Annotated in this window: 22 protein-coding genes and 1 riboswitch; of the genes, 7 read left to right on the top strand and 15 right to left on the bottom strand. The window is 72.8% G+C overall.

Features of this window, described 5'->3' with window-relative positions:
- Positions 1–39 precede the first annotated feature (39 nt).
- Together ACLGIH_RS12690 and ACLGIH_RS12695 are read left to right on the top strand one after the other, a co-directional pair.
- Complete coding sequence (locus ACLGIH_RS12690) at positions 40–1,392, top strand: decaprenylphosphoryl-beta-D-ribose oxidase (RefSeq protein ID WP_416525358.1); 1,353 nt, start codon at positions 40–42, stop codon at positions 1,390–1,392.
- A 16-nt stretch (positions 1,393–1,408) separates the two neighbouring features.
- Positions 1,409–2,164, top strand: a complete 756-nt coding sequence (locus tag ACLGIH_RS12695; RefSeq protein ID WP_416525359.1) for a decaprenylphospho-beta-D-erythro-pentofuranosid-2-ulose 2-reductase — start codon at positions 1,409–1,411, stop codon at positions 2,162–2,164.
- Positions 2,165–2,187: 23 nt separating this feature from the next.
- Here the strand turns inward: ACLGIH_RS12695 and ACLGIH_RS12700 are convergent, their stop codons facing one another.
- From ACLGIH_RS12700 to pdxR, 6 genes are all read right to left on the bottom strand, one after another.
- Positions 2,188–2,766, bottom strand: coding sequence for a 2'-5' RNA ligase family protein (locus ACLGIH_RS12700; RefSeq protein WP_416525360.1), 579 nt, complete (start codon positions 2,764–2,766; stop codon positions 2,188–2,190).
- Positions 2,767–2,871: 105 nt separating this feature from the next.
- On the bottom strand, positions 2,872–3,885 hold the full coding sequence (gene trpS, locus ACLGIH_RS12705) for a tryptophan--tRNA ligase (protein WP_416525361.1): 1,014 nt from the start codon (positions 3,883–3,885) through the stop codon (positions 2,872–2,874).
- Between the two features lie 123 nt (positions 3,886–4,008).
- Positions 4,009–5,463, bottom strand: coding sequence for a glycine hydroxymethyltransferase (locus ACLGIH_RS12710; protein WP_416525362.1), 1,455 nt, complete (start codon positions 5,461–5,463; stop codon positions 4,009–4,011).
- Between the two features lie 32 nt (positions 5,464–5,495).
- Positions 5,496–5,585: riboswitch (ZMP/ZTP riboswitch) on the bottom strand.
- A 58-nt stretch (positions 5,586–5,643) separates the two neighbouring features.
- Positions 5,644–6,828 (bottom strand): glutathionylspermidine synthase family protein, encoded by a 1,185-nt coding sequence (locus ACLGIH_RS12715; protein WP_416525363.1) that lies wholly within the window; start codon positions 6,826–6,828, stop codon positions 5,644–5,646.
- 3 nt (positions 6,829–6,831) lie between these two features.
- Complete coding sequence (locus ACLGIH_RS12720; RefSeq protein WP_416525364.1) at positions 6,832–7,170, bottom strand: hypothetical protein; 339 nt, start codon at positions 7,168–7,170, stop codon at positions 6,832–6,834.
- A 52-nt stretch (positions 7,171–7,222) separates the two neighbouring features.
- Complete coding sequence (gene pdxR, locus ACLGIH_RS12725; protein WP_416525365.1) at positions 7,223–8,611, bottom strand: MocR-like pyridoxine biosynthesis transcription factor PdxR; 1,389 nt, start codon at positions 8,609–8,611, stop codon at positions 7,223–7,225.
- A gap of 46 nt (positions 8,612–8,657) precedes the next feature.
- On the opposite strand from pdxR, the gene ACLGIH_RS12730 reads away from it, so the two are divergent.
- Genes ACLGIH_RS12730 through ACLGIH_RS12740 form a run of 3 tightly spaced genes read left to right on the top strand, consistent with a single transcriptional unit; the run spans position 8,658 to position 10,353 of the window.
- Positions 8,658–9,164: a carboxymuconolactone decarboxylase family protein gene (locus tag ACLGIH_RS12730; protein ID WP_416525366.1), complete on the top strand. Its 507-nt coding sequence runs from the start codon at positions 8,658–8,660 to the stop codon at positions 9,162–9,164.
- Entirely contained in the window at positions 9,161–9,643 is a 483-nt protein-coding gene (locus tag ACLGIH_RS12735) for a carboxymuconolactone decarboxylase family protein (protein ID WP_416525367.1), read from the top strand. Before ACLGIH_RS12730 ends, ACLGIH_RS12735 begins: the two co-directional genes overlap by 4 nt.
- The gene (locus ACLGIH_RS12740; RefSeq protein WP_416529365.1) at positions 9,640–10,353 is read left to right on the top strand and encodes an isocitrate lyase/PEP mutase family protein; all 714 of its coding nucleotides are present in this window, start codon (positions 9,640–9,642) and stop codon (positions 10,351–10,353) included. Before ACLGIH_RS12735 ends, ACLGIH_RS12740 begins: the two co-directional genes overlap by 4 nt.
- Positions 10,354–10,359: 6 nt before the next feature.
- Here ACLGIH_RS12740 and ACLGIH_RS12745 read toward each other — a convergent pair whose 3' ends face one another.
- The 9 genes from ACLGIH_RS12745 to ACLGIH_RS12785 all read right to left on the bottom strand — a co-directional run bounded on the left by ACLGIH_RS12745 (position 10,360) and on the right by ACLGIH_RS12785 (position 22,768).
- Entirely contained in the window at positions 10,360–11,316 is a 957-nt protein-coding gene (locus ACLGIH_RS12745) for an ABC transporter substrate-binding protein (protein ID WP_416525368.1), read from the bottom strand.
- Position 11,317: 1 nt separating this feature from the next.
- Positions 11,318–13,276, bottom strand: a complete 1,959-nt coding sequence (locus tag ACLGIH_RS12750; protein WP_416525369.1) for an ABC transporter permease — start codon at positions 13,274–13,276, stop codon at positions 11,318–11,320.
- On the bottom strand, positions 13,276–14,409 hold the full coding sequence (locus ACLGIH_RS12755) for a quaternary amine ABC transporter ATP-binding protein (protein WP_416525370.1): 1,134 nt from the start codon (positions 14,407–14,409) through the stop codon (positions 13,276–13,278). The genes ACLGIH_RS12750 and ACLGIH_RS12755 overlap by 1 nt, the downstream gene beginning before the upstream one ends.
- Complete coding sequence (locus ACLGIH_RS12760; protein ID WP_416525371.1) at positions 14,409–15,938, bottom strand: GMC family oxidoreductase; 1,530 nt, start codon at positions 15,936–15,938, stop codon at positions 14,409–14,411. Before ACLGIH_RS12760 ends, ACLGIH_RS12755 begins: the two co-directional genes overlap by 1 nt.
- 156 nt (positions 15,939–16,094) lie before the next feature.
- Entirely contained in the window at positions 16,095–17,624 is a 1,530-nt protein-coding gene (locus tag ACLGIH_RS12765) for an aldehyde dehydrogenase family protein (protein ID WP_416525372.1), read from the bottom strand.
- Between the two features lie 242 nt (positions 17,625–17,866).
- Entirely contained in the window at positions 17,867–18,856 is a 990-nt protein-coding gene (locus tag ACLGIH_RS12770; RefSeq protein ID WP_416525373.1) for a malate dehydrogenase, read from the bottom strand.
- A 424-nt stretch (positions 18,857–19,280) separates the two neighbouring features.
- Positions 19,281–20,663, bottom strand: a complete 1,383-nt coding sequence (locus ACLGIH_RS12775) for an XRE family transcriptional regulator (protein ID WP_416525374.1) — start codon at positions 20,661–20,663, stop codon at positions 19,281–19,283.
- Between the two features lie 346 nt (positions 20,664–21,009).
- Entirely contained in the window at positions 21,010–21,495 is a 486-nt protein-coding gene (locus ACLGIH_RS12780; protein WP_416525375.1) for a DUF3017 domain-containing protein, read from the bottom strand.
- A 418-nt stretch (positions 21,496–21,913) separates the two neighbouring features.
- The gene (locus tag ACLGIH_RS12785) at positions 21,914–22,768 is read right to left on the bottom strand and encodes a bifunctional methylenetetrahydrofolate dehydrogenase/methenyltetrahydrofolate cyclohydrolase (RefSeq protein WP_416525376.1); all 855 of its coding nucleotides are present in this window, start codon (positions 22,766–22,768) and stop codon (positions 21,914–21,916) included.
- Between the two features lie 317 nt (positions 22,769–23,085).
- Between ACLGIH_RS12785 and ACLGIH_RS12790 the strand changes: the two genes are divergently transcribed.
- Both ACLGIH_RS12790 and ACLGIH_RS12795 read left to right on the top strand, forming a co-directional pair.
- A complete protein-coding gene (locus ACLGIH_RS12790) occupies positions 23,086–23,682 on the top strand; it encodes a hypothetical protein (RefSeq protein WP_416525377.1) in 597 nt (198 codons plus the stop codon).
- Positions 23,683–23,972: 290 nt separating this feature from the next.
- A complete protein-coding gene (locus ACLGIH_RS12795) occupies positions 23,973–24,947 on the top strand; it encodes a hypothetical protein (protein ID WP_416525378.1) in 975 nt (324 codons plus the stop codon).
- Positions 24,948–25,064 lie beyond the last annotated feature (117 nt).

Below are 25,064 nucleotides of genomic sequence, written 5' to 3' on the forward strand. Positions count from 1 at the left end.
GTAACCAATCGCTCATGCATCGGCGATACGGTCGCCGCCATGCCCGTCGACACCACCGTTTCCGTCACCGGGTGGGGCCGCACCGCCCCCACCGCCGCCCGGCTGATCCGTCCCCGGACGTACGAGGAGGCCGCGGCCGCCGTCCGGGACTGCGGGGCCCGCGGCGGCATCCCGAGAGGGCTGGGGCGGGCGTACGGCGACGCGGCGCAGAACGCGGGCGGCGCCGTGCTGGACATGACCGGCCTGGACCGCATCCACGCGATCGACGTCGAGGGCGGCACCGTGCTGTGCGACGCGGGCGTCTCCCTGCACCGGCTGATGGAGGTGCTGCTGCCGCTCGGCTGGTTCGTGCCGGTGACGCCGGGCACCCGCTATGTGACCGTCGGCGGGGCCATCGGCGCCGACATCCACGGCAAGAACCACCACGTCTCCGGCTCCTTCGCCCGCCATGTGCTGTCCCTGGAGCTGCTCACCGCCGACGGGCAGGTCCGCTCGGTGGCCCGCGGCACGCCCCTGTTCGACGCGACCGCCGGCGGCATGGGGCTGACCGGGGTGATCCTGACCGCGACGGTGCGGCTCCAGCCGGTCCGGACGGCGCTGATGTCCGTCGACACCGAGCGGGCGAGCGACCTGGACGACCTGATGGCCCGGCTCGCCGCCACCGACCACCACTACCGCTACTCCGTCGCCTGGATCGACCTGCTCGCGCGCGGCGCGGCGACCGGCCGGGCGGTGCTCACCCGCGGCGACCACGCGCCCCTGGAGGCGCTGCCGGAGCGCTCACGCGCGCGGGCGCTGGCCTTCCGCACCTCCCGCCTCCCGGCCGCCCCCGCCCTGGTCCCGGAGGGCCTGCTCAGCCGCACGACCGTGGGCCTGTTCAACGAGCTGTGGTACCGCAAGGCGCCCCGCGCGCGCCGCGGCCAGCTCCAGCGGATCTCCACCTTCTTCCACCCCCTGGACGGCGTCCCCCACTGGAACCGGATCTACGGCCGCGGCGGCTTCGTGCAGTACCAGTTCGTCGTCGGCTACGGCCAGGAGGACGCCCTGCGCCGCATCGTGCGCCGCATCTCCGAGCGCCGCTGCCCGTCCTTCCTGGCCGTCCTCAAACGCTTCGGGGACGCCGACGCGGGCTGGCTGTCCTTCCCCGTGCCCGGCTGGACCCTCGCCCTGGACATCCCGGCGAGCCTGCCCGGCCTCGGCGCCTTCCTCGACGAGCTGGACGAGGAGGTCGCCGCGGCCGGCGGCCGGGTCTACCTCGCCAAGGACTCCCGGCTGCGGCCGGAGCTGCTCGCCGCGATGTACCCCCGCCTGGACGACTTCCGCGCCCTGCGCGCGGAGCTGGACCCGCGCGGGGTGTTCGTCTCCGACCTGTCCCGCCGACTCTCCCTCTGACTCTCTTGGAGCTGCCGTGAAGGACGCCTTCGGCCTCCCTCAGTCCCTGCTCGTCCTCGGCGGTACGTCCGAGATCGCGCTGGCCACCGCACGCCGGCTGATCGCCCGCCGCACCCGCACGGTGTGGCTGGCCGGGCGGCCCTCGCCGGGTCTGGAAGAGGCCGCCGAACAGCTGCGCGGCCTCGGCGCCACCGTGCAGACCGTCGCCTTCGACGCGCTGGACCCCGAGTCGCACGAGGAGGCGCTCGGCAAGGTCTTCGCGGAGGGCGACGTCGACATGGTGCTGCTCGCCTTCGGCATCCTCGGCGACCAGGCGCACGACGAGCGGGAGCCGGTGAGCGCCGTGCGGGTCGCGCAGACCAACTACACGGGCGCCGTGTCGGCCGGGCTGGTGTGCGCCCGCGCCCTGCAGGCCCAGGGGCACGGCTCGCTGGTCGTGCTGTCCTCGGTGGCCGGCGAGCGGGCCCGCCGGGCCAACTTCATCTACGGCTCCAGCAAGGCCGGCCTGGACGCCTTCGCCCAGGGGCTGGGCGACGCGCTGCACGGCACCGGCGTGCACGTGATGGTGGTGCGCCCCGGGTTCGTGCGGTCGAGGATGACGGCCGGGATGGAGGAGGCACCGCTGGCCACCACGCCGGAGGCGGTGGCGGCGGCCGTCGAGCTGGGGCTCAGGCGCCGCACGGAGACGGTGTGGGTGCCGGGCGCGCTGCGGGTGGTGATGTCGGCGCTGCGGCATCTGCCGCGCCCGCTGTTCCGGAGGCTGCCGGTCTAGGGACCGGCCGGCGGACCGGGACCCTAGCGCGTGGGCAGGGAGCCGCGCGCCGCGTGTCCCGCCTGTGGCGGGACGACCGCGCTGCCGAAGGGGAACTCGCGCAGCTTGCGCCAGACGCCGTCGGCGCCCTGCTCGTAGAGCGCGAAACCGGTGCACGGCCACTGGGCCGCGTAGTCGGCCAGCTCCTCGAAGGCGCGGTCCATCGCCGCCTCCTCGATGCCGTGCGCCACCGTCACGTGCGGGTGGTACGGGAACTGCAGCTCGCGGGCGAGGGGCCCGGAGGCGTCCCGGATCTGCTGCTGGAGCCAGGTGCAGTCCTCGACGCCCTCCACCACCCGGACGAAGACCACCGGCGACAGCGGCCGGAAGGTCCCGGTGCCGGACAGCCGCATCGGGAACGGCCGCCCGGCGGACGCCACCCGTGCCAGGTGCGCCTCGATCACGGGGAGCGCCGCCGCGTCGGCCTCCGTCGGCGGCAGCAGGGTGACGTGCGTGGGGATACCGTGCGCCGCGGCGTCGCCGAAGCCCGCGCGCAGCTGCTGCAGCCGGCTGCCGTGGGGCTCCGGGACCGCGATCGAGACACCGATCGTTACGGTCCCCACGTCGTCTCCTGTCGTTCTGTCGGACACCCGGTTATCGACTGTACGGCCACGACCGTGCCGGGGGCAGGCGCAACGGACGTGATGTGCGGCGCTCGGGGGCGCAGCTCAGTGCTTGGCGGGCAGGAAGCCCACCCGCTCGTACGCCTGGGCCAGGGTCTCCGCGGCGACCGCACGGGCCTTCTCCGCGCCCTTGGCCAGGAGCGAGTCCAGCGTCTCGGGGTCGTCCAGGTACTGCTGGGTGCGCTCGCGGAACGGCGCCGCGAAGTCGACCATGACCTCGGCGAGGTCGGTCTTGAGCGCGCCGTAGCCCTTGCCGGCGTACTTCTCCTCCAGCTCGGCGATGCCCGCGCCGGTGAGGGTCGCGTAGATGGTGAGGAGGTTGCTGACGCCCGGCTTGTGCTCCGCGTCGTAGCGGACGACGGTGTCGGTGTCGGTGACCGCGCTCTTGACCTTCTTGGCGGTGGTCTTCGGCTCGTCCAGGAGGTTGATCAGGCCCTTCGGCGTGGACGCCGACTTGCTCATCTTGATCGACGGGTCCTGGAGGTCGTAGATCTTCGCCGTCTCCTTGAGGATGTACGGCTTCGGGAGGGTGAAGGTCTGGCCGTAGCGGCCGTTGAAGCGCTCGGCGAGGTCGCGGGTCAGCTCGATGTGCTGGCGCTGGTCCTCGCCGACCGGCACCTCGTTGGCCTGGTAGAGCAGGATGTCCGCGACCTGGAGGACCGGGTAGGTGAACAGGCCGACGGAGGCGCGGTCGGCGCCCTGCTTGGCGGACTTGTCCTTGAACTGGGTCATGCGGCTGGCCTCGCCGAAGCCGGTGAGGCAGTTCATGACCCAGGCGAGCTGGGCGTGCTCGGGGACGTGGCTCTGGACGAACAGCGTGCAGCGGTCCGGGTCCAGTCCGGCCGCCAGCAGCTGGGCGGCGGCCAGGCGGGTGTTGGCGCGCAGTTCCTTCGGGTCCTGCGGGACCGTGATCGCGTGCAGGTCGACGACCATGTAGAACGCGTCGTGGGTCTCCTGGAGGGCCACCCACTGGCGGACGGCGCCGAGGTAGTTCCCGAGGTGGAACGAGCCGGCGGTGGGCTGGATACCGGAGAGCACGCGGGGTCGGTCTGTCGCCATGCTTTTCATTGTCTCAGAGAGCTGGGGGAGGTCTGTGCGTGGGGAACTGCGGGCCGTGGTGGGCGGGTCGCGGCCACCCGGCGGTGCCCGCACGTCGAAACGGCCCGCGCCCGTCAGGTCGGCTCAGCCGAGGTCGATCTCCGGGTACAGGGGGAAGCCCTTCACCAGGTCCGTGGCGCGCTGGGCGATCTCCTGGGCCACCTTCTCGTCCAGCACGTGGGACGCCTTCGACGGGGCGCCCGACTTCGTGGTGCCCGCCTCCGTCGTCGTCAGGACGCGGTCGATCAGGCCCGCCACCTCGTCCATCTCCGCCGTGCCGAGGCCCCGGGTGGTGAGCGCGGGGGTGCCGATGCGGATGCCGGACGTGTACCAGGCGCCGTTGGGGTCGGCCGGGATGGCGTTGCGGTTGGTGACGATGCCGGAGTCCAGCAGGGCGGCCTCGGCCTGGCGGCCGGTGAGGCCGTAGGAGCCGGCGACGTCGATCAGGTTGAGGTGGTTGTCGGTGCCGCCGGTCACCAGCGTGGCGCCGCGGCGCATCAGGCCCTCGGCGAGGGCGCGGGAGTTGTCGACGATGCGCTGGGCGTAGTCCTGGAAGGCGGGCTGCCGGGCCTCCGCCAGGGCGACGGCCTTGGCGGCCATGACGTGCGGGAGGGGGCCGCCGAGGACCATCGGGCAGCCGCGGTCCACCTGGTCCCTGAGGGAGTCGTCGCACAGCACCATGCCGCCGCGCGGGCCGCGCAGCGACTTGTGGGTGGTGGTCGTCACGATCTGGGCGTGCGGCACCGGGTCGAAGTCGCCGGTCAGCACCTTGCCCGCGACCAGGCCCGCGAAGTGCGCCATGTCGACCATGAGGGTCGCGCCGACCTCGTCGGCGATCTCGCGCATGATCCGGAAGTTCACCAGGCGGGGGTAGGCGGAGTAACCGGCGACGATGATCAGCGGCTTGAACTCGCGGGCCTGGGCACGCAGGGCCTCGTAGTCGATCAGGCCGGTGGCCGGGTCGGTGCCGTAGGAGCGCTGGTCGAACGTCTTGCCGGAGATGTTCGGGCGGAAGCCGTGGGTGAGGTGGCCGCCGGCGTCCAGGGACATGCCGAGCATGCGCTGGTTGCCGAAGGCCTGGCGCAGCTCGGCCCAGTCGGCCTCGGAGAGGTCGCTGATCTGGCGGACGCCGGTCTTCTGGAGGAAGGGCGCCTCGACGCGGTCGGCGAGGACCGCCCAGAAGGCGACCAGGTTGGCGTCGATGCCGGAGTGCGGCTGGACGTAGGCGTGGCGGGCGCCGAACAGTTCGCGGGCGTGCTCGGCGGCGAGGGACTCCACGGTGTCGACGTTGCGGCAGCCGGCGTAGAAGCGGCGGCCGACGGTGCCCTCGGCGTACTTGTCGCTGAACCAGTTGCCCATCGCCAGCAGCGTGGCCGGGGAGGCGTAGTTCTCCGAGGCGATCAGCTTGAGCATCTCGCGCTGGTCGGCGACCTCTTGGCCGATGGCGTCGGCGACTCGCGGCTCGACGGCGCGGATGACGTCGAGGGCGGCGCGGTAGGCGGTGGACTCCTGGGACAGGGGCGCGGACGGGTCAGACATCAGGGACCTCCGGACGTGGCGTTCGGCGTACACGGTTCGGCCCAGGCGCACGGCACACATTCCCGTACGGGCCGCTCCCCGATGGTCCGTCCCATCCCAGCGCGCCAGTCACGGCCCTCGGTCAGCCTACCGGGCAGCCCTCGGCGCGGTGGCCCGGCGTCCACCATACGAGCGGGGCGGTCACCGGATCACGTGCGGCAGGAAACGCGCGTACTCGTCGGTGACCAGGCCCGACGACTCCCGGATGCCGAGGCCCGCCGACTCGTTCTCCACCATCCAGGCGCCCAGCACCACGCGGTTGCCGTCGAAGTCGGGCAGCGGGGCCAGCGCCTGGTAGCAGCAGGGTTCCTCGCGCGGGGCCGGCTCGGTGCCGGGCTCGTGGACCGTCACGCCCGCGCCCTCGCGGCCCAGCAGCGGCTTGGCGACCCAGCCCGTGGTCCGCGCCAGCTCGCGCGGGCCGTCCAGGTAGGCGGGCAGCAGGTTGGGGTGACCGGGGTACAGCTCCCAGAGGATCGCCAGCAGGGCCTTGTTGCTCAGCAGCATCTTCCAGGCCGGCTCGATCCACAGGGTGGAGCCGGTGCCGCCGCCGTTGTCGAGGGTGTCCAGGACGTGGCCGGCGAAGCGGTCGGCCGTCAGCCATTCCCAGGGGTAGAGCTTGAAGATGCTGCGGATGAAGCGGAGCCTGCCGTCCACGAAGCGGCCGGAGAGGCGGTCCCAGCCGATCTCCTCCATGGAGATCCACTCGGTGGCGAGGCCGGCCTGTTCGGCGGTCTCCTTGAGGTAGGCGACCGTCATCAGGTCCTCGCCCAGCTCGTCGGCCTCGGAGTTCGCGAAGTACAGGGGCCCGCCGGGCGGCAGCAGGGCCGACTGCTTCCGCCAGGCGTCGATCAGCCGCTCGTGCAGGGAGTTCCACTGGTCGGAGCCGGGGAAGCGCTCCTCCATCCAGAACCACTGGGGGGACGCCGCCTCCACGAGGGACGTGGGGGTGTCGGCGTTGTACTCCAGGAGCTTCGCGGGCCCCGTGCCGTCGTAGCGCAGGTCGAAGCGGCCGTAGAGGGAGGGGAGTTCGGCGCGGCGGTGCCAGGCCTCGGCCACCGCGCCGGCCACCCGCGGGTCGGTGATGCCGAGGTCGGCGAAGCGGTCCTCGGCGACGATGTGCCCGGCCGCCGCCAGGCACATGCGGTGCAGTTCCTCGACGTCCTCCTCCATCGCCTCGATCTCGTCGAGGGAGAAGACGTAGTAGGCGCTCTCGTCCCAGTAGGGACGCAGCGAGCCGTCGGGATAGCGGGTCAGGGGGTAGACGCACCCCTGTTCCTCGACCGTCCGCTGCCAGCCCGGGCGGGGCTCGATGGTGCGGCGCTCCACGGCTCAGCCGCCGCCGCTGCCGCTGCCGGAGCAGCCGAAGCCGCCGCGGTCGACGGCCTCCTCGCGGCTGAAGGTGCCGTCGTCGGCCCGGCCGGCGGTGACGTCGGCGTCGTAGTACCAGTCGGCGTCCCCGACCCTCGCCCGGCTCTTGCGGCCGGAGGAGACGGAGGACGTGCAGTGCTTGTCCGCGACCACCTTGTAGCCGTTGAGGAAGTCATAGTTGTCGCGGTCCACGCAGCGGCGGTCCGGTTCCGAGCCGCACGACGTCAGGGCCACCGCGAGGACCCCCATGCTGCCGAGTGCCACCGTGCTCGAACGCAGCCGTCGTCGTGTTTCCGCCATCCTGACTCCCCCTCATATCGGACTGCCGTACGAGCTTTGCCGGGGCAGGACTTTACGGCAGTGCGCGGCACAGGGCGTCCAGGGCCCCCGCCCAGGCATGATCCGGCGGGGTGCCGTAGCCGACGACCACCGCGTCGAGGGGTTCGGTGACCGCCTGCGGGTGGCGGAATCCGGCCAGGCCGAAGAGGGCGAGCTGCTGCCAGGCCGCCGCCTGGACCACGGCCTGCTCGGTGCCGGGCGGCAGCCGCAGCACCGCGTGCAGCCCGGCCGCGATGCCCGTGGCCCGCACCTCGGGCGCGCGGGCGGCGAGCGCGGCCACCAGGGCGTCGCGGCGGCGCCGGTAGCGCAGCCGGGCGGCGCGGACGTGCCGGTCGTAGGCGCCGGAGGTGAGGAACTCCGCGAGGGTCAGCTGCTCCAGCACGCCGCAGGTGTCGGTACCGCCCTTGGCCGCCACCGTCCGCTCGGCGAGCTCCGGCGGCAGCACGGCCCAGGCCAGCCGCAGGCCGGGGGCGAGGGACTTGCTGGCGGTGCCGAGGTAGACGACCCGGTCGGGGTCGAGGCCCTGGAGGGCGCCGACGGGCTGGCGGTCGTAGCGGAACTCGCCGTCGTAGTCGTCCTCCAGGACCAGGGCGCCGGTGCGCCGGGCCCAGTCGGCGACGGCGGCCCTGCGGTCGGGGTGCAGGGCCATGCCCATCGGGAACTGGTGGGCGGGGGTGAGCAGGACGGCGCCGGCCTCCGCCGGGGGCGTGCCCGGGTCGGTGCCCCGGTCGTCGAAGGGCAGCGGGACGGTGCGCAGGCCGGCCTCGGTCAGCAGGTCGCGGTGCTGGTGGAGGCCGTACGACTCGACCGCGACCGTGTGCACGCCGCGCGCCCGCAGCACGGTGCCGATCAGTTGCAGGGCGTGTCCGAACCCGGAGCAGACGAGCACGCGTTCGGGGTCGGCGCGCACCCCCCGCGCCCGGGACAGGTACCCGGCGAGCGCGGCGCGCAGCTCGGGCCGGCCGCGCGGGTCGCCGTAGCCGAGGGCGTCGTTGGGGGCGGCGGCGAGGGCGCGGCGGGCCGCCTTGAGCCACTCGGCGCGCGGGAAGGCGGCCAGGTCGGGGGTGCCGGGCCGCAGGTCGTAGGCGGGGCGGGCGGGATCGCGGGGGCGGAGGGCGTCGGCCGCCGGGACGGTGACCGGACGGTCGGCCACCCGGGTGCCCGAGCCCTGGCGGGCGGTGAGCCAGCCCTCGGCGACGAGGCCGGCGTAGGCGTCGGCGACGGTGTTGCGCGCGATGCCGAGGTCGGCGGCGAGGGTGCGGGAGGACGGCAGGCGGGTGCCGGGGGCCAGGCGTCCGGTGCGCACGGCCTCGCGCAGGGCGTCGGTCAGCCCGCGGCGCAGGCCCGGGCCGGTCGGTTCCAGGTGCAGGTCGATGCCCAGAGTGGCCCATGGTTCCGCCATGGAAATGGACCATACTCCTGGGCTGCTTCGTTCCTAGGGTCGAGGCATGACGATCGACGACACCACGACGACCACCGAGTACGCCGCCGAGCCCGCGCCCCGGATGGACTGGGCCGCGCTGGCGCCCGACGTCTTCAAGGCGATGCTCCGGCTCGACGCGGCGGCCGGGCGCGGGCTCGACCCCAAGCTGCGCGAGCTGGTGAAGATCCGCGCCTCGCAGCTCAACCACTGCGCCTTCTGCCTGGACATGCACACCAAGGACGCGCTCGCGGCGGGCGAGAGCGTGGAGCGGATCGTGCAGCTGAGCGCCTGGGAGGAGTCGCGGCACTTCTACACGGAGAAGGAGCTGGCGGCGCTGGAGCTGACGGAGGCCGTGACCGTGCTGACGGACGGGTTCGTGCCGGACGAGGTGTACGAGAGGGCGGCCGGGCACTTCGAGGAGGCGGAGCTGGCGCAGCTGATCGCCGCGATCACGGTGATCAACGCGTGGAACCGGTTCGGTGTGACCACGCGCCGGACGCCGGGCCACTACCGGCCGGGGCAGCACGCGTGACGGCCCGTACGACGCTGCTCGACGACGGGGTGCGGTCGGCTCTCCAGGCCGTGAGCGCCGCCGCGAAGCGGGGTTTCGGCGACCCCGGTCTCGCCGAGCTGGTGCAGATCCGCGCCTCGCAGCTCAACCACTGCGCGTTCTGCCTGGACATGCATCTGACGATCGCCCGCGAGCACGGCGTGAGCAGGGGGGTGCCCCCGGTCGAGCGAAGCCGAGACTGGGGGAGGCAGCTCGATCTGCTGGACGCCTGGGAGGAGGCCGGGGAGGTCTTCGACGAACGGGAGCGTGCGGCGCTGGAGCTGACCGAGGCCGTCACGGTCCTCACGGAGGGCTTCGTGCCGGACGAGGTCCACCGGCGGGCCGCCCGGCACTTCGACGCGCCCCGGCTCGCCCACCTGGTCGCGCTGATCACCGCCGTCAACAGCTGGAACCGGCTGATGGTCGGCCGGCGGATTCCCCCGGGGAGCACGCGATGGTGAGCAAGGCCGAGGCTTTCCGCGCCCTGCATCGCGGCCGGGCGCCCGGCGATCCCCTCGTCCTGCCCGGCCCCTGGGACGCCGCCAGCGCCCGGGTGTTCGCCGAGGCCGGGTTCCCGGCGCTCGCGACGCCCAGCGCCGGGGTCGCCGCCTCGCTCGGGTACGAGGACGGGCGGACGCCGGCCGACGAGATGTTCGCGGCGGTGGCGCGGATCGCGCGGTCCGTGGAGGTGCCGGTGTCCGCGGACGTCGAGGGCGGCTACGGGCTGCCGCCGGAGGAGCTGGTGGAGCGGCTGCTGGAGGCGGGTGCCGTGGGCTGCAACCTGGAGGACTCCGAGGACGGGGTGCTCAAGGACCCGCACGAGCACGCCGACCGGCTCGCCGAGGTGCGGGCGGCGGCCGGGGACCGGCTGTTCGTCAACGCCCGCGTCGACACCTTCGTCCGGGGGGTCACGGACCCCGGCCGGGCGATCGAGCGGGCCGCGCTGTACGTCGCCGCGGGCGCCGACTGCGTGTACCCGATCGGCGCCCCGGCGGACGTACTGCCCCTGCTGCGGTCCGGCATCCAGGGGCCGGTGAACGTGTTCGCCACACCCGGGGACGGCCCCTCGCCCGCCGAACTCGGCGAACTCGGGGCCACCCGGATCACGTTCGGGCCGGGGCTCCAGCGCCGCGCGGCCGAGGCGCTGCGGGAGATCGCCGCGCGCCTGTGAGGCGGGTCAGGGCAGCCACTCCTTCCATACGGACTCGTGGCTGTCCACCCACTTCCTCGCCGCGTCCTCGGGCGCCATCTTCTGCTCGGCGATCATCAGGGAGACCTCGTTCTGGTCCTCGGTGGTCCACCGGAAGTTCTTGAGCAGCTCGGCCGCGTCGCCGCCGTTCTCGGCGAAGTCGGCGTTGAGGTACTTCTGCAGCTGGGTGTGCGGGTAGGCGCAGGCCACCTTCTCCGGGTCGGCGTCGCAGCCCTCCCGGTACGGCGGGAGCTTCACCTCCGTCATCGGGACCCTCTTGAACAGCCACTGCGGGGTGTACCAGTACGTCAGGAAGGGCTTCTTCTCCTTGGCGAACTGCTGGATCTGGGTGATCTGGGCCGCCTCGGAGCCGGCGAAGACGACCTTGTAGTCCAGGTCGAGGTTCTTCACCAGGGCCTTGTCGTTGGTGACGTAGGACGGGGAGCCGTCCAGCAGCTGGCCCTTGCCGCCGCTCTCCGGGGTGCGGAAGCGGTCGGCGTACTTGTCGAGGTTCTTCCAGTCGGTGACGTCCGGGTGCTTCTTCGCGAAGTACGTCGGGACGAACCAGCCGATGTGCCCGGTGACGCCGAGGTCGCCGCCGTTCACGATCGTCTTCTTGTCCTCGACGTACCGCTGTTCCTGCTCGGGGTGGCCCCAGTCCTCCAGGATGGCGTCGACCCGGCCCTGGCTGAGCGCGTCCCAGGCGGGGACCTCGTCGACCTGGACGGTGTCGACGCGGTAGCCGAGTTCGTGCTCCAGCAGGTACTCGGCGACGGCCACGTTGGCCTGGGCGCCGACCCAGGACTGCACGGACAGGGTCACCGTCCTGGCGCCCTCCGCGCCCGCGAACGGTGACGCCTGCTTGGTCATGTCGGCCGCGCCGCAGCCGGTCAGCAGCAGGAGCGCGGAGCCGGCGGCCACCGCGGTGGTGGTACGGAATCGCATGTCACGCTCCCTTCTTCGTACGGCGCGCGGTCGGCTGGGTCACCCGGTCGAGCATCAGGCCGAGGCAGACGATCGCCGCGCCGGCCACCAGCCCGGTCGCCAGGTCGCCCTGGGCGAGGCCGAAGACGACCTGGTAGCCGAGGGCGCCGCCGCCGACCAGGCCGCCGATGATGACGACGGCGAGGACCAGGACGACGCCCTGGTTGACGGCGAGCAGCAGCGACCGCCGGGCCAGCGGCAGCTGGACCTGGCGCAGCTGCTGTCCGCCGGTGGCGCCGAGCGAGCGGGCCGACTCCAGCGCGGCCGGGTCGACCTGGCGCAGGCCCTGGGCGGTGATGCGGACCACCGCCGGCAGGGCGTAGACGACCGCGGCGGCCACGGCGGGGGCACGGCCGACGCCGAACAGGGCGACGACCGGGATCAGGTACACGAACTGCGGCATCGTCTGGAACACGTCCAGCACGGGCCGCAGCAGCCGCTCGACGCGGTCGCTGCGGGCGGCGGCGATGCCGGTCGCGACGCCCAGCACGAGGGTGACGGCGACGGCCGCCAGGACCTGGGAGAGGGTGTCCAGGGACGGGTCCCACACGCCGAGCACGCCGATCGCGGCCATGGCGAGGACGGCGGTGAGCGCGGTGCGCCAGGTGCCGATCAGCCAGGCCAGGGCGGCCACGATGAGCAGCAGGGACCACCAGGGCAGCCACTGGAGGCCGTCGCGGACCGGGTCCAGGACCCAGGTGGTGAAGCGGCCGGCCCAGTCGGCGGTGCCGCCGACGACGGGAACGCCCGAGTACAGGTGGGCGGTCATCCAGTCGACGGCGCGGTTGACCGGCTCGGCGATGTCCACGATCAGGGCACCGGGCCACTCCAGGCGGCCCAGCAGGCGCCCGCCGACCGCCACGGCGACGGCGGCGACCGCGGCGGACAGCCAGGTCAGCGGCGATCTGCCGGTCTCACCACGCCCCTTCCCCGCGGCGCCGGTAACCCGGTCCAGGACGACGGCGAGCAGCACGATCGGGATGCCGGCCGCGAGGGCGGCGCCGACGTCGACCGAGGCGAGGGCCTGGTAGACGCGGTCGCCGAGGCCGCCGGCGCCGATCACGGAGGCGATGACGGCCATGGACAGCGCCATCATGATCGTCTGGTTGAGGCCGAGGAGGAGTTCCTTGCGGGCCAGCGGGATGCGGGCGGTCAGCAGCCGCTGCCGGGCGGTGGTGCCGAGGGACTCGACGGCCTCCAGCACCTCCTTGTCGGCGCCGCGCAGGCCGAGGGCGGTGAGCCGGGCCATGGGCGGGGCGGCGTAGACGACGGTGGCCAGGACGGCGGCGGGGACGCCGATGCCGAACACCAGGACCACCGGGAGGAGGTAGGCGAAGGCCGGCAGCACCTGCATGGTGTCGAGCACCGGGCGCAGGGCGCGGTCCATCCGGTCGGACAGTCCGGCGGCCAGCCCCAGCAGGGCGCCGACGACGACGGACGCGGCGACGGCCACCACCATCAGGGCGAGGGTCTGCATGGTCGGCACCCACATGCCGAGCAGACCGCAGGCCAGGAACGCCACCGCCGTGCCCAGGGCCGGCTTCGGCCCGGCCACGCGCCAGGCGATCAGGCCGCCGAGCGCCGTGACCCCGGCCCAGCCGACGGCGAGGAGGGCGAGGTAGACGGCGCGTACGCAGACCACGACCACGTTGCTGACGTGGCCGAAGAAGTACAGGAACAGCGGGTGGCTGTCGCGGTTGTCGATGATCCAGTCGCTGGCCCGGCCCAGCGGCTCGGAGACGTCGACGGTGAGCGCGCTCGGCCAGCTGCCGCCGGACCACTGGGCGTGGGCGAGCGGCCCGAGGACCGCCGCGACGAGGGCGAGCAGCAGCAGCTTGCGGACGGCCCGGTGGCGCAGTACGCCGCGCAGGGTGGTGCGCAGGGCGGTGCGCGGGGCGGAGGCCGCGGTGACCGTGGCCATCAGACGGCCTCCTCGGCCGGCTCCGCCTCCTTCGCGCGGCGCTCGCCTCCCTGGGCGGGCACGGCGCCCGCCAGGGGCGCGGTTCCGGCGACGACGCCGAGCAGGTCGCTCGCGTCGACCACGCCGAGGCAGCGGCCGTCGTCCATCACGCGGGCCGGGGAGCCCGCGCGGGCGACGGCCTCGATGGCCTCGGAGACGGTGGCGTCGGGGCGTACCGCCGGTCCGGCGCCCGCCTCGTTGGCCGACGCGGCGGGGCGCATGGCCGTACGGACCGTCATGACCTGCTCGCGCGGGACGTCGCGGACGAACTCGCGGACGTAGTCGTCGGCGGGTGATCCGACGATCTCCTCGGGGGTGCCGAGCTGTACGACGCGGCCGTCGCGCATCAGCGCGATCCGGTCGCCCAGCTTCAGGGCCTCCTGGAGGTCGTGGGTGATGAAGACCATGGTGCGGCCCTCGTCCCGGTGCAGCCGGACGACCTCCTCCTGCATGTCGCGCCGGATCAGCGGGTCGAGCGCGCTGAACGGCTCGTCGAACAGCAGCACTTCGGGGTCGACGGCGAGGGCGCGGGCGAGGCCGACGCGCTGCCGCTGGCCGCCGGAGAGCTGGCTCGGGCGGCGGTGCTCCAGGCCCTCCAGGCCGACCTTGGCGACGACCTCGGCGGCCTTGGCACGCCGTTCGGCGCGGCTCATGCCCTGGATCTGGAGGCCGTAGGCGACGTTGTCGAGGACCGTGCGGTGCGGGAGCAGGCCGAAGTGCTGGAAGACCATCGCGGCGCGGTGGCGGCGCAGTTCGCGCAGCCGGGCCCGGTCCATGGCGCGGACGTCCTCCCCGTCGATGGCGATGGTGCCGGCGGTCGGTTCGACGAGCCGGGTCAGGCAGCGCACCAGCGTGGACTTGCCGGAGCCGGACAGGCCCATGACGACGAAGACCTCGCCCTTGCGCACGTCGAAGGAGACGTCCCGGACGGCGGCGGTGCAGCCGGTGCGGGAGCGCAGTTCGGCGGCGTCGAGGGCGGCCAGTTCGGGGTCGGCGGGGACGCGGTCCGCCTTCGGGCCGAAGACCTTCCACAGGCCCTCGACGGAGAAGACGGCCGCGTCCGTGGCTATCGCGGCGTCGGTGCCCGTGCCCATCAGGCGTCACCGCCGATCAGCTCGACGGCGCGCTCCCCGACCATGAGCACGCCGATCATCGGGTTGACGGCGGTCATGGTCGGGAAGACGGAGGCGTCGGCGATGCGGATGCCCTCCAGGCCGCGGATGCGCAGCTCGGGGTCGACGACGGCCAGTTCGTCGCCGGCGGCGCCCATCCTGCAGGTGCCCGCCGGGTGGTAGACGGTGTGGGCGACCTTGCGGGCGTACTCGCTCAGCTCCTCGTCACCGGTGACGTCCGGGCCGGGGGCCACCTCGCGCTTGAGCCAGCCGGCCAGCGGCTGGGTCTTGGCGATCTCGCGCGCGATCCTGATGCCGTCGACGAGGGTACGGCCGTCGTAGTCGTCCTCGTCGGTGAAGTAGCGGAAGTCCAGCGCGGGCTTGACCTCGGGGTCGGCGCTGGTCAGGTAGAGCCGGCCGCGGCTCTTGGGCTTGGGGATGTTCGGGGTCATGGAGACGCCGAACTCCGGCCGCTGGTAGCCCAGTCGCTCCGGATTGTCCGTGAACGGGATCTGGTAGAAGTGGAACATCAGGTCGGGGCCCGCGTGCTGGGGGTCGCGGCGCACGAAGAGACCGGCGTCGGAGTCCATCGCGGAGTTGTCCGGGATGGGCCCGTTGGTCTCCCACACGATCACCGACTCGGGGTGGTCGAGCAGGTTCTCGCCGACGCCGGGCAGGTCGTGCACGACCGGGATGCCGAGGGCCTCCAGGTCGGCCCGGGGGCCGATGCCGGAGTGCATCAGCAGCCGCGGCGAGTCGACGGCGCCGGCCGACAGCACGACCTCGCCCCGGGCCTTGACCAGGATCTCCTCGCCGTCCTTGGTGCGCACGTGGACGCCCTCGGCGCGGGTGCCGTTCAGCTGGAGCTTGTACGCCCAGGTCTCCAGCATGATCGTGAGGTTGGGCCGTTCGTCCATCACCGGGTGCAGGTACGCCACCGACGCCGAGGAGCGCTTGTTGTTCTCGGGGTGGTAGGCGAGGTCGAAGAAGCCGACGCCCTCGTGGAAGGGCTTCTTGTTGAAGCCCTCGACGCGCGGCACGCCGAGCGCGGCCTGGGCGGCGTCGACGAAGTCGCGGGCGATGGCGTTCCGGTCCTTCTCGTCGACCGGCACGATGTTGTTGAGCAGCCGGGCGTAGTACGCCTCCATCTGCACCGCGCCCCAGCCCGTGGCGCCGGCCGCCTCCCACTCGTCCCAGTCGGAGGGCAGCGGCTTGAAGGCGATGAGGGTGTTGTGGGAGGAGCAGCCGCCGAGCACCCGGGCGCGGCTGTGCCGGATGTGGGAGTTGCCGCGCGGCTGTTCGGTGGTCGGGTAGTCGTAGTCCAGCTCGCCGCCGAGCAGGCCCATCCAGCGGCGCAGGGTCAGCACGTCGTCGCGGCCTACGTCGCTGGGGCCGCCCTCGATGAGGGCGACGGTGACGTCCGGGTTCTCGGTGAGCCGGGAGGCGATGACGGAACCTGCCGTTCCGCCGCCGATCACGACGTAGTCGTACTCACGGGTGTTCTCGGGCATGGGGTACTCACTTCTGGAGGGGTGCGGGAGGGAACGTTCAGGGCGACGGGGCCGCGCGGACCGGACCGGCGGTGCCGGGCCGCGGGACGGCGGCCCGGCCGGTCCACGGGACGGCGGCCCGCCGGCGGGGGTGCGGGCCGGCGGACCGGCGGGCGCTCAGCCCGCGAACCAGCGCACCGGCTTGGGCGCGAGGTTCTGGTAGACGTGCTTGGTCTCGCGGTACTCGGCGAGGCCGGCCGGGCCGAGCTCGCGGCCGGTGCCGCTCTTGCCGAAGCCGCCCCACTCCGCCTGCGGGAGGTAGGGGTGGAAGTCGTTGATCCAGATGGTGCCGTGGCGCAGCCGGGCCGCGACGCGCCGGGCGCGGCCGGCGTCGGCGGTCCACACGGCGCCCGCGAGCCCGTACTCGGTGTCGTTGGCGAGGGTGACCGCCTCGTCCTCGGTGCTGAACGTCTCGACGGTGAGGACCGGTCCGAAGACCTCCTCCCGGACGACGCGCATGTCGCGGTGGCACCGGTCGAGGAGGGTCGGCTCGTAGAAGTAGCCCTCCGCGGGCCGTACGTCGGACGGCTCGGGGCGCTTGCCGCCGCAGCGCAGCACGGCGCCCTCGGCCAGCGCGGAGGCGACGTACTCCTCGGTCTTGGCGCGCTGCTGCTCGGAGACCATCGGGCCGCACTCGACGCCGTCCTCGGTGCCGCGGCCGAGCCGGATCTTCTCGGCGCGCCGGGCCAGTTCGGCCACGAACCGCTCCCGGACCGACTCCTCGATGATCAGCCGGGCGCCCGCCGAGCAGACCTGGCCGCTGTGGATGAAGGCCGCGTTGAGGGCCTGGTCGACGGCCGTGTCGAAGCCCTCGTCGGTGGCGCAGGCGTCGGCGAAGACGACGTTCGGGTTCTTGCCGCCGAGTTCGAGGGCGACCTTCTTGACGGTGGGCGCGGCGGCCTGCGCCACCTTGGTGCCGCTGACCAGACCGCCGGTGAAGGAGATCAGGTCGACGTCGGGGTGCTCGGCGAGCCGGGCGCCGACGGTGTGGCCGGGGCCGGTGACGATGTTGGCCACGCCGGCGGGCAGCCCCGCCTCGATCAGCAGCTCGATCATGGCGACCGTCGTCAGCGGGGTGACCTCGCTGGGCTTGATGACGAAGGTGTTGCCCGCCGCGAGCGCCGGGGCCACCTTCCAGCTGGCCTGGAGCAGCGGGTAGTTCCAGGGCGTGATCATCGCGCAGACGCCGACCGGCTCGTGCACGACGACGCTGTGGATGTCGGGCGAGCCCGCGTCGACGACCCGGCCGGGCGCCTCGCCGGCGACCAGGTCCGCGAAGTAGCGGAAGGCGTCGGCGACGCAGTCGACGTCGACCCGGCCCTCCTCGACGGTCTTGCCCGCGTCGCGGCTCTCCAGCAGGCCGATCTTCTCCCGGTCGCGCACCAGCAGGTCGGCGACGCGGCGCAGCAGGGCGGCGCGCTCCACGATCGGGGTGCGCGGCCACTCGCCCTCGTCGAAGGCGCGCCGGGCGGCTGCCACCGCGAGGTCGGCGTCCTTCTCGTCGCCCTCCGCCACCACGGCGAACGGTCGGCCGTCCGCAGGATCGATGATCTCGCGGGTGGCACCGGAGGACGCTTCCAGCCATTCCCCTCCCGCATGAATGGTCTGCCGCGTCCGGGATACCTGAAGTTCCGTCGTGTCCGCCATGATCCGGTACTGCCTTCCGTTCCTGTTCAGCGTCCCTGTGTCACACGCGTGTCACTCTCGGGACCGTAAGCCCCTGCCCAGAGCCTGACCATGCATGCGGGATCCGTGGCTGAAAGTGCGCCGCGTCACTGAAGATACGGACAAACAGAACAAAAGGCATCGCCCGGCACGGCGATGCGGCCATGAGAAGGGCCCCGTACGACGACGGGGCCCTCGGGGAGAAACGCGGATCGGATGCCGGATCAGATGAGGCCGAGGCCGCGGACCGCCTCGCGCTCCTCCGCCAGCTCCTTGACGGAGGCGTCGATGCGGGCGCGGGAGAAGTCGTTGATCTCCAGGCCCTGGACGATCTCGTACTTGCCGTCCTTGACGGTGACCGGGAAGGAGGAGATCAGGCCCTCCGGGACGCCGTAGGAGCCGTCCGACGGGATGCCCATGGAGACCCAGTCGCCCTCCGGGGTGCCGTTGACCCAGGAGTAGACGTGGTCGATGGCGGCGTTGGCGGCGGAGGCGGCCGACGAGGCGCCGCGGGCCTCGATGATCGCCGCACCGCGCTTGGCGACGGTCGGGATGAAGTTTTCGGCCAGCCACTTCTCGTCGTTGACGACCTCGGCGGCGTTCTTGCCGGCGACGGTGGCGTGGAAGATGTCCGGGTACTGGGTGGCGGAGTGGTTGCCCCAGATCGTCAGCTTCTTGATCTCGGAGACCGCGACGCCGGTCTTCTTCGACAGCTGGGTCAGCGCGCGGTTGTGGTCCAGGCGGGTCATCGCCGTGAACCGCTCGGCCGGTACGTCCGGGGCGGCGGCCTGGGCGATCAGCGCGTTGGTGTTGGCCGGGTTGCCGACCACCAGGACGCGGATGTCGTCGGCGGCGTGGTCGTTGATGGCCTTGCCCTGCGGCTTGAAGATGCCGCCGTTGGCCTCCAGGAGGTCGCCGCGCTCCATGCCCTTGGTGCGCGGACGGGCGCCGACCAGGAGGGCGACGTTGGCGCCGTCGAAGGCGACGTTCGGGTCGTCGGTGATCTCGATGCCCTGCAGGAGCGGGAACGCGCAGTCGTCCAGCTCCATCGCCGTGCCCTCGGCGGCCTTCAGCGCCGGGGTGATCTCCAGCAGGCGCAGCTTGACCGGCACGTCCGCGCCGAGCAGCTGGCCGGAGGCGATGCGGAAGAGCAGTGCGTAACCGATCTGGCCGGCCGCGCCGGTGACGGTGACGTTCACGGGAGTGCGGGTCATGGCGTTCTCCGTATGACAGCTGGCGGTGGGGCGTCCCTGCCCCGCTACGTTTGATCGATCTCTTGGTATCAAGAGATCGATCCAGCGGTCAGGCTATCGCGCATCCGCAACCCCCGGCGTCCGGGTCGGTGTGGCCCGGCCCACAGCCCCACCGGTCGGCGCACACGGCACCCGTGACCCGGTGCGCACGCCGCCACGGACCGGCGCGCACGCCACCCATGAGAGGCGGCCGCCCGTCCGGGAGAGGGGGACGAAGGCGGCCGCCGTTCGGGATACCGTTGCCGGACTCCCGTGGGGGTACTTCTCGCGTGCCCGGGATCACGCGGGCCATGCATGCCGGACGGGGTGATTTCCGCGCCGCGGGCCGGAGTCGGGCCGCGGCCCGGTGCGGTCCGGCGGGCGCCGACCCGTGCCGCCGCTTCGGCTACTTCGCCGTGCAGCCGTTCTGCCCGGACGCCAGCGTCACGCAGGCCGTGGCGTCGGCCGCGCTCTTCACCGCCACCATCGGGGTGTACGCCACCGTGTCCCCGGCCGCGGTGATCGTGCCGGTCTCCTCGGCCCTGCCCACGCTCACCCGCACCTCGTCGCCCTGGCCGGCCTGGGTGACCCGGCCCCAGGCGGCACCGCACGTCTTGCTGTAGCGGACCTCGACGACGGCCGTGCCGACGGTGGCCGTCCGCGCCGTGGTGACCAGGTCGCCGCCGCAGCCCATGACCTCGGCGTCCTTGCCGGTGCAACCGTCCCCGCTGCACTTCACGCCGGGCGGCAGGTCCGGGTCGGTGCTCGCGGTCGGCGACGGGGACGGCTTCGCGGCGTCGTTCTTCTCGCCGTCGCCGCCGTTCAGCAGGAAGAAGGCGCCCACGATCACGACGAGTACGCCGACGACCCCCGCGACGAACGTGGTCAGCCGCTTGCCGCCGTCCCCGGCGGAACGCCCGCGCGCCCGGCCGCGGCTCCGCGGCGGCTCACCGTACGGGCCCGCGGCGGCCGGTACGCCGACCGGGCCCGCGCCGTGCACGGCCCCGGCGCCCGGTCCCCGCGCCCCGTACACCGGTCCGCCCGGCCCCCCGGGGCGGGCCAGGGGGGTGTCCGCTGCCCGGCCGCCGACCGGCGACGGCCCCCGGTACCCGGCGAGCCGCCACGAGTTGGCCTCCGACTCGTCGGAGGCCGCGCCGGGGGCCGCGCCGGACGACATACCGGGCGGCGTGGCGGAGCCCGCCCCGGGGGAGTGGCCGCGCCGCGCCGCGCCGCGTCCGCCGCGCGGTGCGTGCGCGCTGTCCGATCTGTCCGAGCTGTCCGAGCTGTCCGCGGCCGTCGGCTGGGCCGGCACACCCGGCGGGAGCGTGGGCGACACACCGGCCGGCCCGGCGATCCCCGGGGTGGCCGTCGCGTGGCCGCCGCCCCTGCGGCCGCCCGCCCGGCCCCCCTTGGCGTTCCGGGAGTGCTTCGCCTCCCCGGAAGGCGTCCCCAGCTCACCGAGCGCGGCACGTGCCTGGGAGATGCGGATGGCCTCCATGGTCATGTCGTGCCGCATCTCCGAGCGGCTCCAGGCGCGCTCGGCCAGCTCCCACATGGTGGTGAGGTGCACCGGATTGGTCCCGGTCACCTCGGCCAGGGCCACGATCGCGCCCTTGGGCGCGAGCAGGCGGCCGTTGAGATACCTCTCCCAGGACGTCTTGCTGTAGCCGGTGGCGTCGGCCAGCGCGGCGATGTTCAGCTCGCTGCGGTCCACGAGGCGACGCAACTGGCTGGCGAACTCCTTGATCTGCGGATCGAGTTCGTCCGGCAAGGCCTTCCAACGAGGCATTGCTTCCCCCTCTTCCCCCCGGGTGACGTGCTGATTGTTCCCCGTGCCGGTGCCCTCTGCCGAGTCCCCGATCTGGCTACCCACAGGGATGCGCCCGGTCAGGATCTCAGTTCCCGGGGTGGGGGCGCACAGGAGCACAGAAGTCGCGAGCATGCACGGTGGCACGCGCACGGGTCGGCGTCCAGTGTCCCATCAGCGGACGGTCACCGTTCCGGGACTCCTTGCCGGAACGGTCACTTCCGTGCCACAGCGCCCGGACAGCCGTTGATCGTGCCGTCCGGTGTCGAGCAGGGTGGTTCCCGGCGGCGGCCCGCCCTCGACAACGGGGAGAGGACGGGCCGCCGCCTCAGTTGCTGACCGTGAAGTGCAGGGTGTCCTTCAGGAACGGGATCTCCAGCAGCGGCTTGGGCTGGACCATCAGCGCCAGCAGGGCGATCGCCAGGCCCAGTACGCCGTAGGTGACGATGTCCGTGAAGCGGGAGCGCACGGCGAGCATGCCGACGTCGGGCAGCAGCCAGCGCAGCACCGCGCCGCCCAGCAGCGCGATGCCGATGAGCAGCGTCCCGATCCGGAACACGTCCAGCGCGGTCAGCAGCAGTCCGATGCCGACCAGGCCGACCACGGCGAGGATCGGCCACTGCCGGGCGGGCGCCGGCGCGTCACCCGACGCGGCCCGGCCGCCGCCCTCGGGGCGCGCGGTGTCCTTCGTGAACAGCGGGAAGCGGCGGGTGGTGCGCCGCGGTACGCCGTCGGTGTCGGGCGCGCTGACCGCGTCACGGACCACGCCCTCCTCGAACCGCCGGGCCACCCCGTCGCCTCCGTCCCCGGCCACGCCCTCGGGTCCGCTCTCGGCCGCACGCTCGGGTCCGCTTCCGGCCCCGCCCTCGGGTTCCTTCCCGGCCCCGCCCTCGGGTCCCTTCCCGGCCCCGCCCTCGGGTCCCTTCCCGGCCCCGCCCTCGGGTCCGCTCTCGGCCGTACGTCCGGGTCCGCTGCCGGCCGCACGCTGGGACCCGTTTCCGGCCGGGGACTCGGGCCCCTTGCCGGCCGCCCGCTGGGGGCCGTTTCCCGCCGCGTCCTCGGCACCGTTCCCGGCCGGGGGCTCGGGCCGGTCCGTGGCGTCCGTGCCGGAGGCCGGGTCACCGGACTGCGCGAGGGCACTCGCCTGCGTCCTCGCCTGCGTCCTCGCCTGCGTCCTTGCCTCTGCCTCCGCCTCCGGCCTCGCCTTCGCCCCCGCCCGGGTCGCCCTGTCCTCAGCCGGCACTGCGCTCCGCCGCCTCGACCACGTTGACGAGCAGCTGGGCCCGGGTCATCGGGCCGACGCCGCCGGGGTTCGGGGAGATCCAGCCGGCCACCTCGGCCACGCCGGGGTGGACATCGCCGACGATCTTGCCCTCGGCGTTGCGGGAGACGCCGACGTCGAGGACGGCCGCGCCCGGCTTGACGTCCTCCGGGCGGACCAGGTGTGCGGAGCCGGCGGCGGCGACGACGATGTCCGCGCGCTTGAGGTGGGCGGACAGGTCGCGGGTGCCGGTGTGACACTGGGTCACGGTCGCGTTCTCGCTGCGCCGGGTGAGCAGCAGCGGCATCGGCCGGCCGATGGTGACACCGCGTCCGACGACCACGACCTCCGCGCCCTTGATCTCCACGCCGTGCCGGCGCAGCAGGGTGAGGATGCCGTTGGGCGTGCAGGGCAGCGGGGCCGGCTCGTTCAGGACCAGACGCCCGAGGTTCATCGGGTGCAGACCGTCGGCGTCCTTGTCGGGGTCCATCAGCTCCAGGATGCGGTTCTCGTCGATGCCCTTGGGCAGCGGCAGCTGGACGATGTACCCGGTGCAGGACGGGTCCTCGTTCAGTTCGCGGACGACCGCCTCGATCTCCTCCTGTGTCGCCGTGGCCGGAAGCTCGCGCTGGATGGAGGCGATGCCGACCTGGGCGCAGTCGCGGTGCTTGCCGGCGACGTACTTCTGGCTGCCGGGGTCGTCCCCGACCAGGATGGTGCCGAGGCCGGGCGTGACGCCCTTCTCCTTCAGCGCCGCCACGCGGGCGGTCAGTTCGGACTTGATCGCGGCTGCGGTGGCCTTGCCGTCGAGAATCTGGGCGGTCATGTCCCCATCCTCGCGGATGACCGGCCCCCGGTTCCAATCCGGCCGTCATCCGGGCAGCGCGGTGGGAGCGTGTCCCGCCGTGCCCCCGCGGGCCCCGACCGACCCCGAACGGTCCGCGAATGATCACGGATGTTGCACTTGCACAACACCTGGCGCATGCGCCCGGCCCAGGCTGGACAAGTAAGAGTCCGGTCAAGAACGATTGACGGGCATAGTGCCGCGGGGCAGTGCCGGGGGGACGAACCGCAACCGTAGACCTTCCTCCGAATCACGCCGCGCGCCGTCCCCGCACGTGACAGCAACGGAGGAAGACCGCCATGAGTTTCGGCGACCCGAACAACCCCTACGGCACCCCGCAGGGCGGCCAGCAGCCCGGCCAGCAGCCCGGCCAGCCCGGTTACGGCTACCCCCAGCAGCAGCCCCAGGGCCAGTCCGGCTACGGCTACCCGTCGGCGCCGCCGGTCCAGCAGTACGGCGGCGCCCCCACACCGACGAACATGCCGGGTTCTGTGAGCGCGGCCCGTGTGATGCTCTGGGTCATCGTCGGCCTGCAGGCCGTCGGGGTGGCCCTCTTCGCGATCGGCGCAGCCGGCGTGAACGCCGCGAAGAATGACGAGACGCTGCAGGAGGACGCCGCCTTCCAGCAGCTGGCCGACTACTCGGCGGGCATGCTGTGGGGAATCACCGTGTTCGCACTGGCCTGGGGCGTGTTCGCAGCCGTGCTGGCGCTGAAGTTCACCTCCGGCGGGAACGGCGTGCGGATCACGACGATGGTCTTCGCCATCATCACCGCGATCCTCGGCATCTACCCGTTCATACTGGTGGGCCTCGTCCACACCGTCCTCGCCATTCTGGTCGCCGTGTTCGTCGGCAACGCCAACGGCAGCGCCTGGTTCAACCGCCCGCGGCACTGACGAGCGCCGGTCGGCATTCACTGGGTCGGGCCCCGCACTCCGTCGGAGTAGCGGGGCCCGACCCAGTCCGCATGAGCGGCACCGTACAAAGATGTGCGCCATCACCCATGCCACCAGTGCCTCGCACCGAGCAACTTGACGCACGGCTTTGGCCAATGTTTGGATCCCGTAACTGCTGCCATTACTGGCCAGTAGCCGACGGCCGATGACCAACGGCCGTCGATATGCACCGGGGGATGCGGGATTGCCATGCGCATGCTTCTCCCGGCAAAAAACGGGAGACTTCACACTTGAATACGTTCTTGCTGGGCAAGCGCCACACCGGCGTTCTGGCCGGGATATCCATGCTCACCGCTGTCGCCATGCTCTCGGCCGCATCACCCGCCCTCGCGGGCACCGAGGACGATGCGGCATCGGGGGCGGCATCGATCGTGGAGCGAGCCACGGGGACAGCGGACCTGGCCCCCACGACCGCTGCGCCGGGCGGCGCCGGCCGAGCGGTCATCAGTACCGGGTCGGGGGACCTGACCGTCGACGCCCCCACTGACTCCAGCGGCTACCTCGAATCCACCGCAGCCGACGGGACCAGCCTGCGGCTCGACCTGCCGGAGACCAACACGGTCACGGGCGTCAGATCAGGGGCAGGCACCATCGTCTATGCGGAGGCGGCCCGGTCGACCGACCTCGCCATTCAGCCGACCGTGGACGGAGGCGCACGTACTCTGGTCACCCTGAAGGACGGCAACGCCCCGGAAGAATACCGATTCGGTCTGGACCTGCCCGCCGGCACCGGACTCCTGCCGGATGGCCAGGGGGGATATCTCATCAGCAAGTCGGCGGGCCAGGGAACTGCCGTGCTCGGCTCCATCGACGCGCCGTGGGCGAAGGACGCCCGGGGCGAGGCGGTGCCCACCGCATACCGCGTCGAGGGCGATACGCTGGTCCAGACCGTGACAACCAACGCGAGCACGGTCTTCCCCGTGGTTGCGGATCCGAAGGTCAGCTTCGGCTTCAGCGTGTATTTCAAGTTCAGCAAGGCCGAGGTCAAGGCCCTGAACAACAAGGTGCAGTACGCGGATACCGCCGCGGCGGCGTGCGGACTGCTCGTGATCCCGGCAGCCGCGGTCGGATGCGCCGGAATCACCACCGCGGTGATCAGGAGGATTCAGCGCGTGTGGCAATACGCCAAGGACAACAAGCGCTGCGTGGAACTCTCCTTCAGCTATGCCGGGCTCTTCAGCAACGTGAAGCACTACAAGTGCTGACCCGCGGAACACGCGGACGGGTGCACAGTTCGCGCCAATAACCGCACAGGGCCGTGTCTCACCCGTACGAGGGGGACACGGCCCTGACGCGTCCCCCTACTCTGACAAGGGCAGCCG

This window comes from Streptomyces hamibioticus (genome assembly GCF_047946815.1).
In the GTDB taxonomy this organism is placed as follows: domain Bacteria; phylum Actinomycetota; class Actinomycetes; order Streptomycetales; family Streptomycetaceae; genus Streptomyces.